The sequence below is a fragment of the Polymorphospora sp. NPDC051019 genome (assembly GCF_040683055.1).
Classification (GTDB): domain Bacteria; phylum Actinomycetota; class Actinomycetes; order Mycobacteriales; family Micromonosporaceae; genus Polymorphospora; species Polymorphospora lycopeni.
Genome location: NZ_JBFBCH010000013.1, coordinates 175,388 through 189,589 on the forward strand (window position 1 = coordinate 175,388; position 14,202 = coordinate 189,589).

14 protein-coding genes are annotated in these 14,202 nt (G+C 71.5%); 9 read left to right on the forward strand and 5 right to left on the reverse strand.

The annotated features are described in order from the left end of the window. Nucleotides 1-21: 21 nt before the first annotated feature. Nucleotides 22-891, forward strand: coding sequence for an AraC family transcriptional regulator (locus tag AB0M79_RS22970; protein WP_364217144.1), 870 nt, complete (start codon nt 22-24; stop codon nt 889-891). A gap of 129 nt (nt 892-1,020) precedes the next feature. Here AB0M79_RS22970 and AB0M79_RS22975 read toward each other — a convergent pair whose 3' ends face one another. After that, on the reverse strand, nt 1,021-1,737 hold the full coding sequence (locus AB0M79_RS22975; RefSeq protein ID WP_364217147.1) for an SDR family oxidoreductase: 717 nt from the start codon (nt 1,735-1,737) through the stop codon (nt 1,021-1,023). Between the two features lie 141 nt (nt 1,738-1,878). On the opposite strand from AB0M79_RS22975, the gene AB0M79_RS22980 reads away from it, so the two are divergent. The 6 genes from AB0M79_RS22980 to AB0M79_RS23005 all read left to right on the forward strand — a co-directional run bounded on the left by AB0M79_RS22980 (nt 1,879) and on the right by AB0M79_RS23005 (nt 6,181). Further along, nucleotides 1,879-2,502, forward strand: a complete 624-nt coding sequence (locus AB0M79_RS22980) for a class I SAM-dependent methyltransferase (RefSeq protein WP_364217150.1) — start codon at nt 1,879-1,881, stop codon at nt 2,500-2,502. Between the two features lie 268 nt (nt 2,503-2,770). Beyond that, nucleotides 2,771-3,307: a TetR family transcriptional regulator gene (locus AB0M79_RS22985; protein ID WP_364217153.1), complete on the forward strand. Its 537-nt coding sequence runs from the start codon at nt 2,771-2,773 to the stop codon at nt 3,305-3,307. 139 nt (nt 3,308-3,446) lie between these two features. Next, a complete protein-coding gene (locus tag AB0M79_RS22990; RefSeq protein WP_364217156.1) occupies nt 3,447-4,436 on the forward strand; it encodes a hypothetical protein in 990 nt (329 codons plus the stop codon). 206 nt (nt 4,437-4,642) lie between these two features. Then, nucleotides 4,643-4,939, forward strand: coding sequence for a hypothetical protein (locus AB0M79_RS22995; protein WP_364217159.1), 297 nt, complete (start codon nt 4,643-4,645; stop codon nt 4,937-4,939). Nucleotides 4,940-5,030: 91 nt separating this feature from the next. Beyond that, entirely contained in the window at nt 5,031-5,441 is a 411-nt protein-coding gene (locus AB0M79_RS23000; RefSeq protein ID WP_364217162.1) for an NUDIX domain-containing protein, read from the forward strand. Nucleotides 5,442-5,620: 179 nt separating this feature from the next. Continuing rightward, the gene (locus tag AB0M79_RS23005; protein WP_364217165.1) at nt 5,621-6,181 is read left to right on the forward strand and encodes a putative immunity protein; all 561 of its coding nucleotides are present in this window, start codon (nt 5,621-5,623) and stop codon (nt 6,179-6,181) included. A gap of 18 nt (nt 6,182-6,199) precedes the next feature. Here the strand turns inward: AB0M79_RS23005 and AB0M79_RS23010 are convergent, their stop codons facing one another. Then, nucleotides 6,200-6,862: a response regulator transcription factor gene (locus tag AB0M79_RS23010; RefSeq protein ID WP_364217168.1), complete on the reverse strand. Its 663-nt coding sequence runs from the start codon at nt 6,860-6,862 to the stop codon at nt 6,200-6,202. Then, nucleotides 6,859-7,983 (reverse strand): histidine kinase, encoded by a 1,125-nt coding sequence (locus AB0M79_RS23015; protein WP_364217171.1) that lies wholly within the window; start codon nt 7,981-7,983, stop codon nt 6,859-6,861. Before AB0M79_RS23015 ends, AB0M79_RS23010 begins: the two co-directional genes overlap by 4 nt. A 234-nt stretch (nt 7,984-8,217) precedes the next feature. Between AB0M79_RS23015 and AB0M79_RS23020 the strand changes: the two genes are divergently transcribed. Then, nucleotides 8,218-8,571, forward strand: coding sequence for a DUF6223 family protein (locus tag AB0M79_RS23020; RefSeq protein ID WP_364217174.1), 354 nt, complete (start codon nt 8,218-8,220; stop codon nt 8,569-8,571). Between the two features lie 48 nt (nt 8,572-8,619). Here AB0M79_RS23020 and AB0M79_RS23025 read toward each other — a convergent pair whose 3' ends face one another. Beyond that, complete coding sequence (locus AB0M79_RS23025) at nt 8,620-9,297, reverse strand: response regulator transcription factor (RefSeq protein WP_364217177.1); 678 nt, start codon at nt 9,295-9,297, stop codon at nt 8,620-8,622. Beyond that, nucleotides 9,294-11,288 (reverse strand): ATP-binding protein, encoded by a 1,995-nt coding sequence (locus tag AB0M79_RS23030; protein ID WP_364217179.1) that lies wholly within the window; start codon nt 11,286-11,288, stop codon nt 9,294-9,296. The genes AB0M79_RS23025 and AB0M79_RS23030 overlap by 4 nt, the downstream gene beginning before the upstream one ends. 206 nt (nt 11,289-11,494) lie before the next feature. Here AB0M79_RS23030 and AB0M79_RS23035 point away from each other — a divergent pair, with 206 nt between their 5' ends. Then, nucleotides 11,495-14,092 carry a BTAD domain-containing putative transcriptional regulator gene (locus tag AB0M79_RS23035; protein WP_364217181.1) on the forward strand — a complete coding sequence of 866 codons (2,598 nt, stop codon included), beginning with the start codon at nt 11,495-11,497 and terminating at the stop codon, nt 14,090-14,092. Nucleotides 14,093-14,202 lie beyond the last annotated feature (110 nt).

A 14,202-nucleotide genomic window follows, 5' to 3' on the forward strand; every position in this document is an offset into this window, starting at 1 on the left:
TTGACGTCGAAGGGAGGCCTCGTGATCGCGGCACTCAACCGGCTGATCGACCTTGTCGAGAAGCACCTCAACGGCGAGTTCGACGTCAGCGGACTGGCCATGACGCTCGGCACGACCGAATACCACCTGCGCCGGATGTTCTCGTCGTTGGCCGGTATGCCGTTGTCGGAGTACGTACGCCGGCGTCGCATGACCGTCGCCGCCGCCGACGTCGTCAAGGGCGAGGACGATCTGCTGAGCATCGCCGTACGGCACGGGTACGGCTCGACCGAGGCGTTCGGACGGGCGTTCCGGGCCGTCCACGGCGCCGGCCCCGGTGATGTCCGCCGCGACGGAGGCCCCCTTCGCACACAACCACAGCTCAGGTTCCGCCTGACCGTCGAAGGGAGCATCCCCATGGACACCCGCATCGTCGACCGCCCCGCGTTCCGGCTCGTCGGACACGCCGCCCGGGTTCCGCTGATCCACCAGGGCATCAGCCCGCATATCCAGCAGCACATCACCGCGCTGCCGCAGGAGGAGCACCTGCGACTCAAGGCCCTCGGCGACACCGAGCCGGCCGGCCTCCTCCAGGTCTGCGACGATGTCGACCCCGATGACATCGAGGGCAGCGAACTGACCTACCTGCACGGGGTCGCCGTCTCCCGAAACACGCCGGCTCCCGACGACCTCGACGCCATCGAGGCACCCGCCGGCAGGTGGGCGGTCTTCCGCACCGCCGGCCCCCATCCGCAGGCCCTGCAGACGACCTGGGCCGCGACCGCGACCGAGTGGTTCCCGTCCAACCCGTGGCGGCTGCGGCCAGGTCCTTCGATCGTCGCGGTCCTCGAACGCGCGGACGACTTCAGCACCGCGACCTGCGAGCTGTGGCTACCCGTAGAACCTGCGTGACCAACCCGCCTGGGACGCCCCGGGCAGCATCGACGACCCGGCCGGCGCGCCACCCGTCAGCACACTGGGAGGCGCGCCGGCCCTGTGCCGTGAACACCCGCACCCCGCCGGCTACCCGGTGGGCGGGCTTCAGCCTCGGGACGGTCGCACCTGCTCGAAGTGGAACTCACGGATGAAGCAGTCCCGCGGCTGGCCGATCGCGAACAGCACGCAGTCGACGACCGAGCGTGCAGTGAGGTCGCCGCTGGCCTGCCGTGGCCCATCCTGCACGAAATCCGGCGGGAACAGCGAGATCACCCGGATACCCTCCGGTCGGAGCCGGTGCGACAGGATCTCGGCGAGCCCGGCGTGGGCATGCTTGGCCGCGTAGAAGGCGGGATGCGCGCCGGACCGGCGATGCCCGGTCTCGCCGCAAGCGGAGATCATGTTGACGATGTCGGGTCTCGCCGACGCCCGCAACAGCGGCAGTAGATGTTTGGTCAACAGCAGGGTGCCGGTGCCACCGACGGCCATCACGTTCTCGATCTTGTCGTCCGGGGCATGCGTGAGGTCGTCGCCCTCGATGTAGGCGGCGCCATTGTTGATCAGCACATCGATGCGCTCCGTACGGTCAGCCACGGCCGCGGCGAACGCCCGCACCGAGTCCGGCTCGGCCAGGTCGCACCGAAACGCGTCGGCCCGCCCTGGCCCGCGCTGGTTGATCACACCCGCGGCCTGTTCGGCCGCCGCCAGGTTCCGGGCCGAGAGACAGACGTACGCGCCACGGTCGGCGAAGGCCTCGGCGAGCAGTCGTCCGGTGTCACGTGCGGCGCCGGTCACGGCGACCCGAAGTCCGTCGAAATTCACGCTCCGCAGTGCAGCACCTGAACCTCGGTTGACGTCAACAGGAACATGCCGGACCGGACGTCCGCCACCCGGCAGGAACGGAAGCCGAGCGGCGCCGAACCGGATCGACGAACACCTGTCGCCTGGACCAGGGTTGTACCTGTGAACGTCTCCGATCCCACCGAAATCGTCCGACGCGGCTACGACAGCGTGTCCCACCGCTACCGTGGCGACCACGACGCCCCCGCCGAGTACGCACCATGGCTCACCGACCTGCAGCGGCAACTCCCGACCGGGGCCAGCGTGCTGGACCTCGGGTGCGGCTGCGGCATCCCGGTCACCAAGACACTTGCCGACAGTGGCCACCGGGTGACCGGCGTCGACCTCAGCGAGGTCCAGATCACGCGCGCCCGCCGACTCGTCCCCCACGCCACGTTCCTGCACGCCGACGCCACGCTGGTCGCCTTCCCCGCAGGAACGTTCGACGCGGTCGTCTGCCTCTACGCACTCATCCACATGCCGATCGACGCACAGCCCCACCTGCTCCACCGCATCGCCACCTGGCTACGACCCGGCGGGCTGTTCCTGGCAACGACCGGAGCCGGGCAATGGACCGGAACCGAGGACAACTGGCTCGGCGGCACCGCCACCATGTGGTGGAGCCATCCCGACGCGGCCACCTACCGCACCTGGATCACCGAAGCCGGCCTGGGCGTCGAGTCCGAACACTTCGTACCCGAGGGGAACAGCGGCCACCAGCTTTTCTGGGCCCGCCGAATCCACTGACGGCACCTTATGCCCCCACGAAGACGCTCCGCGCACCCGGGCGCGGTTCCGCGCCACCATCGACACTTGCCGTACCCGGAGTTTCCACTCGACGCCACCGGAAGCGCCTCTCAACCGACTCGCTGGTCCCAGGGGTGACGCCGGTCGTACGCGGTCGGCTTTGCGCGGAGCTGATCGAGTCCGTAAATTACTGATCGTGCGACCAACAAATAGCTCGAACGCCCAGGATGGTCGATCGTTCATCGAAACCGCCCGGCGAGGGCAGATCGTGGAAGCTGCGATCGAGACTCTCGCCGAAGTCGGATACGCCAAGACCTCGTTGACGCGTATCGCGGCCCGCGCTGGCATCAGCCAGGGGTTGATCTCCTACCACTTCAGTAGCAAGCAGGACCTGATGGAGCAGGTGGTCACCGAGGTGAACGCCGACATGGAACGCTTCGTGGAGGCGCGCGCCGGCGACGCCGACGACCATGCCGGCACGGTGAAGGCGTTGATCGAGGGGTTCGTCCGGTACTGCGCCGACCGGCCCGCCGGGATCCTCGCCGTCGGACAGATCGAGAACGCTGAGGGCTGGGCCGCCGAGGCGCGGGAGCGGTCGATCGCCGACGTCGAACAACTTCTGCGCGGTGGTCAGGAAGCTGGCGAGTTCCGGTCCTTCCCGACCCGGCTGATGGCGGTGACCCTGCTGGCCGCTCTCGAAGCCGTGCCCGGGGAGCTGCGGGCCAAGCCCGAGACCGACCCGGGTGTCTACGCGGCCGAGCTCGCCATGACCTTCGAACTGGCCGTACACAGGACAGGGCGATGACGGCTCCGAAACTCGGGACGCCGACGGCGACCGGTCGCGCCCCAGGGGCCGGGAACCACGCCACGCCGTGGCCGCAGCCGGCGGCGCGTCGCCTGCTCCTGCTGACCGTTCGACGACCGCGCCGAGAGGAGCCGAACGCGTGCTGAAGCTTCGCGGCATCTCCTACCTCGTCGGCGAAACGCATCCGGACGATCTGCGGCGCGACCTTGAGATCATCTCCCGGGACCTGCGCTGCGACACCGTGATGCTCATCAGCGGCGACGTGCCGCGACTGGTGACGGCCGCCGGCCGCGCGCTCGACCTCGGCCTGGACGTCTACCTGCGTCCCGATCCCACCGAACTGCCTCGGACGACGATGCTGGAGCGACTGGACGCGGCCGCCGTGGCGGCCGAGCTTCTTCGTCGTGAGTACCCCGACCGCGTCACGCTCGTGGTCGGCAGTGAGTTCTCGCACACCGCGCCCGGCATCGTCCCCGGACCACGGTCGTTCCTACGGCTGCAACTGATCATCCGGTTCCGCCGCCTGATGCGACACCGTATCGACCGACGGCTCCACACACTGCTCGCCGACGCCGTGACCGTCGCCCGGAGTCGCTTCAACGGGCCGATCACCTATTCCGCGGCCGCCTGGGAACACGTCGACTGGACTCTCTTCGACGTGGTCGGGGTCAGCCTCTACCGATCCCGCCGCAACGCCGCCACCTATGCCGATCGCGTCCACGACCTCGTCCGGCGCCACGACAGACCGGTCGTGATCACCGAGTTCGGGTGCGGCGCCTTCACCGGAGCCGAACAGCGCGGCGCGGGCTCCTTTCAGATCGTCAACTGGTTCACCGACCCGCCCCGCATCTCCGGCGACCATCCCCGCGACGAAAGCGTCCAGGCCCGCTACCTGACAGACCTCATCGACCTCTACGGCTCTCAAGGGGTACACGGCTGCTTCGTCTTCACCTTCGCCATGCCCGACTTCCTCCACGTGGACGATCCGCACCTCGATCTCGACAAGGCCGGCTTCGGGGTCATGGCTGCCCGCTCCGACGGCACCTACCAACGCAAACAGGCCTTCCACGCCGTCGCCGACGCCTACCGCGGAATCGCCGAAGCGGACCGAGGTGGGCCTCGCCGCTAGCGGCGGCTCGGTCCGGCGGCTTCGGCGCGGGCCAGACCGGACGCCGCATCGATAACCGCTTCTGCATTGATCGGGCACGGATCCGTATCGGATTTTCGTTGGTCGATACAGCGTGGGACGGCAACATTGACCGCGGGATCGGCCGATCGCCAGAAGGTCCTCCTGCGACGGGGGACCATGGGCAACATCAAACTGAAGGGTTGTCGATGCGTACTGCCATACGGATTCTGGCTGGTCTGGCACTGGCCGGGATGTTGACCTTCGGTTCGGCCGCGGCCGCGCAGGCGGCCGCTCCGGAACGGCCGGCTCCGGCCGACACGGCCGCTTCCGCGCTCGGTTACTGGCAATGGTGGGACACGTTCACCTCGGTGGAGGCTCCCTCGGTCGCGCGCGGCGCCTGCATCGCGACCGGCGAGGTCGGCATTGTCCAGGGACTCTGGACGAACTACGAGTGCCGGTTCAACGGCTACTACACCTACGACCTCTACGTCTACCGGCCGTAGACGACCGGCGCCGATCCGGGCCGTCCACCGTAACCGGTGGGCGGCCCGTGTTTCGTGGTGGAAGCGCTTGTGAAGGTGACACCCTCTTACGGTGGCCACCTATGACGTCGCACTCGTGCTGCTTGTCGACCCGTCCGGCGCGGTGCTCCTACAGCACCGCGACGAGTACGCGGCCGTCTCGCCGAATCAGTGGAGCCTGCCGGGCGGCCACGTCGAGCCGGGCGAGTCACCTGAGGAGGCGGCCCGCCGGGAGCTGCTGGAGGAGACGGGTCTGACAGCGGATGGGCTGCGCCTCCTGTGGAGCGGTCCGCGTCCGTACGAGGCCGGTTTTCCGCACACCGTGACGGTCCACGCGTTCAGTGGCTCCACCAGGGCACGGCAGGAGGACGTGGTACTCGGCGAAGGACGGGCCATGGTGTTCGTTCCTCGAGACGAGCTGCTCGACCGAGAGCTGGCGGTCTCCGCCGCGCTGGTCCTGTCTCTGCACCTGGCGAACACCTGACCGTTCGGCGCGATGGCCGTCCCACCGGATCGCGGGTGCCGGGCCTTCGGCGTCGACCTGACCTCGCATCCGGCCGGCAGACCATGGTCTGCCGATCACTTTGAGGGTTTCGCCGCGTTGTCGTACGAGCATCACGAGAAAGCTTTAACCGACGGTTCAACGATACCGTTTATGGGGTGATGGTGGCTGACGAGAATCTGAGGATCGAACTCACCATGGCCGAACTGCGCGAGATCACGAGCTATGCCGTGGCCTGCGCACAGCCCGCAATGGCGATCTTCGAGCGTGAGCGCCCTGACGATCGACGCCCACGAGCCGCGGTCGACGCCGCGCGGGCATTCGCGGAGGGCGGCAGGCGGAACAAGGTGATCCGTGACAGTGCCTGGGCCGCGCAGCGCGCGTACCAGGAGACACGCGACGCCGGGCAGGCCGCGGCGAGCGACGCCGCACGCGCGGCCGTTGCCGCGGCCAGTGCCGCCTTCCTCCACCCCCTGGCGAAAGCGACTCAGGTCCTGCACATCCTCGGCCCGGCCGCGCACGCCGGTCGAGCCTTCGAACTCGATGCCGGCGACGACCGGAACGTCGGCGCCGACTACATCGAGAAGGCACGCAGTCTGGCCAGCCCGACCGTGATCAGTGTCCTGACGCGCTATCCGGACGCCCCGGGCGGTCGCGGCCGGGTAGGAGAACTGTTGCGGACCCTGGACGCGTCGTTACGACGTCCGGCCACCGGCGGTTAGGAGGGTCGACCGCACCGATCACCAGGTTTGCGGTGTGACGAGCCCGGATTCGTAGGCGATGACGACGAGTTGTGCGCGGTCGCGGGCGCGCAGTTTGGTCATGGCGCGGTTGACGTGGGTTTTCGCGGTCACCGGACTGATCACCATTCGATCGGCGATCTCCTCGTTGGTCAGGCCCCGCGCGACGAGGACGACCGCTTCGCGTTCCCGGTTGGTCAGCTCCTTCAGCGCGATGGCCGGTTGCCGGGCCGGCGGCTGGCTGACATACCTCTCGATGAGACGGCGGGTGATCGACGGGGCCAGCAGCACGTCGCCGCGGGCGGCGACGCGGATGGCGTGCAGGAAGTCCTCCGGTTCGACGTCCTTGACGAGGAAGCCGGCCGCTCCGGCGCGTAGTGCCCGGTAGAGGTATTCGTCCAGGCCGTAGTTGGTGAGGACGACGACGCGGACCCCGGCCAGGGCGGGGTCCGCCGCGATACGCCGGGTCGCCTCGATGCCGTCGACGCCGGGCATCTGTACGTCGACGAGCGCGATGTCGGGCAGGTGCTGGCGGGCCAGCGCCACGCCTTCGGCGCCGTCGGCGGCCTCGGCCACGACCTGGATGCCGTCCTCGGCGTCGAGCAGTGCCCGGAAGCCACGGCGGATCAGGGGCTGGTCGTCGACGAGCAGGACCCGGATCACGGCGTCCGCTCCACGGGCAGTTCGGCACGGACGGTGAAGCCGCCGCTGTCGCGGGGTTCGGCACGCAGCCGGCCGCCGAGCGCGGTGACCCGCTCCCCCATACCGAGCAATCCCACGCCGGGGGCCGGGGCGGAGTCCGGCGTGGCGGTGCCATCGTCGTCGACCTGCACCACGACCTTGCCGGGTAGGCAGTCGATGCGCACCGACGCGGTGGCGGCCGCGGCGTGGCGGGCGATGTTCGTCAGCGCCTCCTGCACGATCCGGTACGCGGTGCGGTCCACCGCCGCCGGTATGCCGGCGCGGTCGCCGGCGATGGTCAGGGTCGCGTCCAGGCCGGCCGTGCGGGCCCGTTGCACGAGCCGCGGTACGTGGTCTATCCCGGGTGCCGCCGTGCTGTCGTCACGTAGCGCCTCGAGCGTCGCGCGCAGCTCGCGGGCGGCTTCGCGGCCCGCGTCGCGGATCGCCAGCAGTGCCTCGGGCACCGGCTCGCCCCGTTTCCGGGCCAGGTGCACGGCCACCTCCGCCTGGAGCTTGATCACCGAGATCTGGTGGGTGAGCGAATCGTGCAGTTCCCGCGCGATGTGCAGCCGTTCCTCCCCGGCCCGCCGCAGCGCGTTCTCCTCCCGGGTGCGCTCGGCCTCGTCCGCCCGGCGCTCGGCCTGCCGCAGCGCCTCACCCGCCGCGCCGGCCGCGATCAGCCAGGCCAGCTCCAGCACACCTCGGGACCGCGCGAACGCCGCGGTGGTGTCGTACGGGCCCGTGATCATCGTGACGGCGGGGAGCGCCGCCAGCATGGCCACGCTCACCGCCACGGTCACCGTGCGGCGCCCCGCCCGGACCGCCGCGTACACCGCGATCAGGTACGCCACGGCGAAGACGTCGAATCCGGCCGCCTGATACCCGAGCGCGCAGAGCCCGGTGGCGGCCAGAACCGCGACCGGTGCCCGCCGACGCCACGCCAGCGCCAGCCCGCCGGCGGCCAGTAGCAGCAGGCCGAGCAGATCCTCGACGGCCCGTCCGCCTGTCGTATCAGGGTGGCCGGACACTCCGATGGCCAGCAGGATCACCGCGACACCGGCGGCGACCAGCCAGTCCCGGGCACCGATCCGTGCGCTGCTCATGCGCGCACCCTAACCGCACACCCGGCACCGGCGAGTCGTACCAGCGCGGCAGTGGTCCGCTACCACGTACGCGGTAGTCCTCCGCGGCGCGCCCCGCGTCCGTGGCAGCGGGATCGCCCGTACGCGGCAGCGTCGAATGTCGACGCTGGCACGACGACACGTCCGGGGCGCGGAGGACACGATCGACGACACCACCGTCCCGTGCACCACCGTGAGGAAGCCGAGGACCGTCTCATGCTGACCGCCCACCTGCTCGCCACGTCCACTGTCGGCGCGGGTACGCCGACCACCGACCGTGTCATCGCGACCGCCGCCGCCTTCGTCGCTCTCGCCGGCGTGATCATCGGCGGCCTGGCCCTGGTCCGCCCGACCAGCCGCGCCGGTGCCGGCAGCCGAGGCGCGGTTGTCGCACTGGTGGCCGCGGCGATCGGCGTCATCGTCGGCGGGTTCGTGATCGTGACCGCCGACGGTGGTCCCGGGACAGGCAACGGCATCGTCGGCGGTTACGTCGCCGTGGTCCTCGGGCTGGCCGGTGTCGTACTCGGCGGGTCGGCCCTGGCCCGCAGCCGCCGCCCGCGGCAGGCCTGAACGGCACGCCGGACGTCCCCGGAAGAACGTGACGGCGTCGAGGCCACGTCAGCCCCGGCCGAGACCCTGCTCCCGGGCCCGCACTATCGCCTGGCCACGGTCACTGACCCCGAGCTTGACCAGCACGTTCGACAGATGGTTGCGGATCGTCTTCGGGCTGAGCGCCAGCCGCTGCGCGATCACGCGGTTGTCGAGCCCGCGCGCCACATGGTCGAGGATCTCCCGTTCCCGGTCGGTCAGCTGCGGAAAGGGTGGCACCACGCCGGCTCCCCGGGTGAGGAAGCTGACCGTACGCGTCCCGATCCCCGGTCCGAGCAGCATCTCGCCGTCGGCGACCACCCGTACCGCCCGCTCCACCTGCGGCGGTGACGCCCCCTTGAGCAGGTAACCGGACGCGCCGGCCCGCAGCGCGCCGAAGATCGAGTCGTCGTCGTCGAGCATCGTGATCACGAGCACGGCCACGGCCGGGTGCCGGGACCGGATCAGTCGCGTCGCCTCCACGCCGGAGCGGTCGCCGAGGTGCAGGTCCATGAGCACGACGTCGGGATCGTGGGTTTCCACCAGCGCGAGTGCCGACGGCACGTCGACGGCCTCACCGACGCAGACGATCCCGTCCAGCGTCCCCAGCAGCGCGGTCATCCCGAGCCGGAACACGGGATGGTCGTCCACCACGGCGACCCGGATCACGCCGCGGTCCGGGCCGCCGCCGGCCATCGCGGCCGTCATCGGGCGGCCTCCGGCAGGAACAGGCGCACGCGCGTACCGGGCCGGGAGTGACCGGTACGGGCCGGGCCGATCGTCAGGCCGGCACCGATCGCCTCCGCGCGTTCGCGCATCGCCCGGGTGCCGACGCCCGTGCCCGCCCCGGCGCCGATGCCGACCCCGTGATCGGCCACGCTGACGGTCAGGCCCTCGGGCACGGCGCGGACGTCGACGCAGCAGTGGTCGACGCCGGCGTGCCGGTGGACGTTGCGGACGGCTTCCGCCACGATGCCGTACACGGCGATGGCCGCCTCCTCTCGCAGGCGCAGGTGCGGTGCGCGGACCCGGACGGTCAGCCCGGCGGCGGCGTACCGCTCGCGCAGCCGATCCAGCGCCGGGCCGAGGTCACCGTCGTCGAGCACCGGTGGCAGGAGGTCGCGGGCGATCTCCCGTACCCCGGCCGCCTGGCGGTCCACCTCCGCCACCAGCTGGTCGAACAGGTCGTCGGCGGCCGCGATCTCGGGCAGGTGACGGTGGGCGTGCAGCATGTTGCGGCCCGCCGCCAGCGCCAGGGAGACGCCGGCGAGCGCCGGGCCGAGGCCGTCGTGCAGGTCCCGACGCAGCTTACGGCGCTCCTCGTCGCGGGCACGGGCCAGGCCCTGCCGGGACCGCTCCAGATCCCGCTGGGCGGCGGCGAGTTCGGCGAGCGCGGTCACCACCGGGGCGAGGTCGGTCAGGGCGGTGGAGGCACGGCCGTCCAGCTTCTCGCCGGGGCGGGGCCAGGCGTGCAGCGTACCCACGGTGCGGTCCCCGTTGACCAGGGCGATCGATGTCGGCGACAGGTGGGTGGGTTCGCCGCGCAGGACGATGCGGACCTCGGCCAGCCGCAGCGACGCGGCGATCCCGTCGGCCACCGCGTCGAGCATCGGCGTGCCGCGGTCGGTGTCACGCAGCCCGTCGGCGACCCGGCGGATCAGCGGCTGCCCGGTGTCACCGTGGACCAGCCGGTCGACCCGCCGCTGCACCCACTGGCGCAGCGGCTGGAACGCCGCGGCCAGTGATGCCGTCACCACCACCTCGGGCACCGCCGACGGGGCCGGAAGTACGGCCCGCAGGATCAGGACACCCCCGACGTACGCCGCGATCACCAGTGCCGTCATGAGCGCCCACACCAGCGTCCGGCGGACCACCAGATCCAGTCCCCACAGGCGCTGGCGCAGCACGACGACCAGCACCGACGCCGGGAAGAACGCCTGGGCGCCGAGCATCAGCAGCGGCGCGGCCGGTGTCGGCACCCGTACCGGCAGCAGCGGGTCGAGCGCCAGCGGCACGAAGGCCGCGGCGAGCAGCAGGGTGCCGACCGCCAGCCAACCCAGCCCGTGCCGGCGGGCCGGCGGCGCGGCGTGCCGCCGCCACAGCACCCCGGCGGCGGCGACCGATCCGAGTATCACCAGTGCCGGTTCCAGCCACGGGTCGACCGCTGCCCGGACGGCCGCCGCCGGCCCGCCCAGCGGCAGCGCCCACGGCGCTCCGGGTACGGTGACCGCGCACACCTGGGCCAGTACGACGAGCAGCACGCCGGCCCCGATCGTGAACCGGGTCGCCGCCCGGAGCGGGCGCACCGGCAGCAGCCACGGCATCACCACGATCAACGCGTAGAAGCCCGGCACCCAGGCCCAGTAGGCGGCGCCGGCCAGCGGCACCGACAGGTCCAGCTCGGGCCAGCGGTAGCGCACCATGTCCCAGGCGGCCGCGGCGGCCGAGACCGCACCACCGATGCCCGCCGCCGCCATGATCCAGGCCGCCAGGTGGGCCCGCCGCGACAGGGTCAGCCACGCCACCACGCCGTAGATCGCACCGACCGTGAGATCGACCAGCGAGTAGAGCATCCACGGGTGCCACGGCGGCGCGGCCGCCAACCACGCGGCCACCGAACCGGCGCTGAGCACACCCGTGACGACCAGCACCGCGCGTGCCGCGACCGGACGCGCCCGGTCGGACGGTCGTGGATCCATGCGCTCTCCTCATGTGGTGGGGCGCCCCAGCTTGCCGACCGGGACGGCCCGGGCACCAGAGCCGGGCATCCCGACTGATCGGGATACCCAGTGCGGCTCCACCGTTCGTCCGAGCCTGCGACGTCCCGGCCCGCCGGGACGGTGGTCCCTGGCATCTGGGGGTGCGGCGTGGCGATCCTGACCTCCGTGCCGACGGGGAGGACACAATGGAGGGACTACGGCTGTCCGTGCTGGGCCCACTCGCCGCCGAACGGGACGGCCAGCCGGTCCCGCTGGGCGGGAGGCGGCAGCGGTCGGTACTCGCGGTGCTGCTGGCCGCCCGGGGACGCATGGTCCCGGCGGACCGGATCGAGGACCTGGTCTGGGGAGCCGACCGGCCCACGGCCAGCCGGACGACCCTGCACGGGTACGTGGCCCGGCTGCGCTGCGCGCTGGAGCCGGGGCGCCCGAGCCGTGGGCAGGGCCGGCTGCTGGTCCGCGACGGCCCCGGGTACGCGCTGCGGCTCCCGCCGGAGAGTTTGGACGCCGACCGGTTCGCCGGCCTGGTGAGCCGCGGCGGCACCCTGCTGGACGAGAGCCTGCCGATGCGGGCCGAGTCGGTCCTGCGCGAGGCACTGGCGCTGTGGCGCGGTCCCGCCTACGCCGATGTCGGGGAGGCCCCTTTCGCGGTGGCCGAACGGGCCCGGTTCGACGTGCTGCGGGCGACCGCGGTGGAGCGGCGGATGGTGGCGCTGCTGGCGGTCGGGCAGCACGACACGGCCATCGGGGAGCTGGAGGTCCACACCGCCGAGGAACCGCTACGGGAGCGCGGTTGGCAACTGCTGGCGACGGCTCTCTACCGGTCCGGACGGCAGGCGGACGCGTTGACGGTGCTCCGGCGGGCCCGTACGCACCTCGCCGAGAAGCAGGGTATCGACCCGGGCCCGGAGCTGCGTCGCCTGGAGATGGCGATCCTGTGCCAGGACGACACCGTCCTCGGTGGGCGACCGGAGGTAGGGGCCGGCAATCTCCCGGTGGCGATCTCGTCGTTCGTGGGCCGTGCGACCGAGTTGGCCGAGGTGGGCGCCGCCCTCGACGCCGGCCGTCTGGTCACGCTGACCGGACCGGCCGGAGTCGGCAAGAGCCGGCTGGCGAAAGAGGCGGCCCGGCACCGCCCCGACCGGTACGGCCCCTGGTACGTCGACCTGTCCGGGCTGCCCGCCGGCACGCCCGTGGTGGCGGCCCTGGCCGACGCGATCGGCGTACCCTCCGTCACCGTCCCGGCGCTCGCCGACCGCGTCGGCCACCGGGCCGCGCTCGTCGTCGTCGACAACGCCGACCACCTGCGCGCCGAGGCCGTACCGGTGCTGACCGGGTTGCTCGCCCGCTGCCCGGCGCTGCGGGTCCTGGTCACCGGCCGGCGCGCGCTGGAGACACCGGGCGAGCGGGTCGTCGCCGTGACCGCGCTGTCCGAGCCGGACGCCGTACGCCTGCTCGGCGACCGGGTCACGGCCGCGGGCGGCGCGGCTCTGGAGCCGGCGCTCGCGGCGCAGATCTGCCGCCGGCTCGACGCGTTCCCGCTCGGGATCGAGCGGGTGGCGGCGCGCTGCGCGGCGCTGGCCCCCGCCGACGTCCTGGCGACCCTCGACGAGGGGCTGCTCGACGACGAGATCGAGGCCAGCCGTCGACTGTTGACCGATGCCGGCCGCCGCCTGCTGCACCGGCTCCGGGTCTTCGACGGCCCTTTCACCCTCGCCGACGCGCAGCGGGTCGGCGGAGGGCCGGCCGCCACGGCTCCCCTGGTCGAACTCATCCACCACTCCCTGGTGCTCGCCGATCCCGGACGCCTGCCGTGCCGGTACCGCCTGCCGCACAGCGTGCGGTCGTACCTCGGAGCGCCGCCGTCGGCGCTTGCCAGTCAGGTTGCAGCGGGCAACCCGACGCTGGTCCGCATGAGACGACTCAGCACCGCCGTCGCCGCGACACTACTGTTCACCGCCTTCACGCTCGCCACGCCGAGCGGCGCTCCGGCCGATCCCGGCTGCCAACTCGGCGACCCGCGACCGATCTGCAACGGTGAGTTCCCGGAGGATCCGACCCCGCTCGACGACGCGGCACCGACCGGAAAGATCGACTACTACTCCCGCTACGGCGGCGTCATCTGGATCACCGGCTGGGCGCGTGACGCCGACGGGGGCCCGGTCACGGTCAGGGCCTACTCCAACGCCCTGCTCAAGAGCACGGTGCAGGCCACCCTGCCGCACACCGGACAGGGCGGAAACCACGGGTTCAGCATCACGTTCCCCGCTCCGGCGACGGTCGGCAGCCACCAACTCAAGGTGGTGGTGGCGAACGTGCCGAACGGCACGGCACCGGCTGCGGAGGGCATCACCTTCTACCCGGAGTGGTACGTGATCAAGCCGACCACGCCGACCGGTCTCGTCCTCACCCCGTGGAAGGTGGGCGACGAACACCGGATCACCGTCGAGTTCACCGATCCCTCCGACAGCGAGGACGGCTTCCGCATCACCTACGACTGGGTGGGACGCAAGTGGAAGTGGAACTGCAAGCTCAAGACCGGCTACTGGGAGACCGGCACGTTCAGCGAGTCTGTCGACCTCCCCGCGCAGGCCGGCCGGGAACGCTACAGCCACACCATCCGCAACCTCGACCACACCACGTTCTACAAGTTCTACGTCATGACGATGGAGAACGCCCGCTTCTCGGAGAAGCTGGTGGGCGGCATCAACTCCGGCGAGTTCGCCCCCGCACCGGACGCGCCGAGATTCTCCGGCACCGACCCCGAGCAGCCGTGCATGGACTAGCCCCTGCCCGGAGCGGAGTACGGCTGGTCGTCCGAGGTACGCCCGGCACCAGCCGGACACCAGTCGTCTCCGACACCGTGCTGCTTTCCACTTCAGAGAGAGGTAGGTAT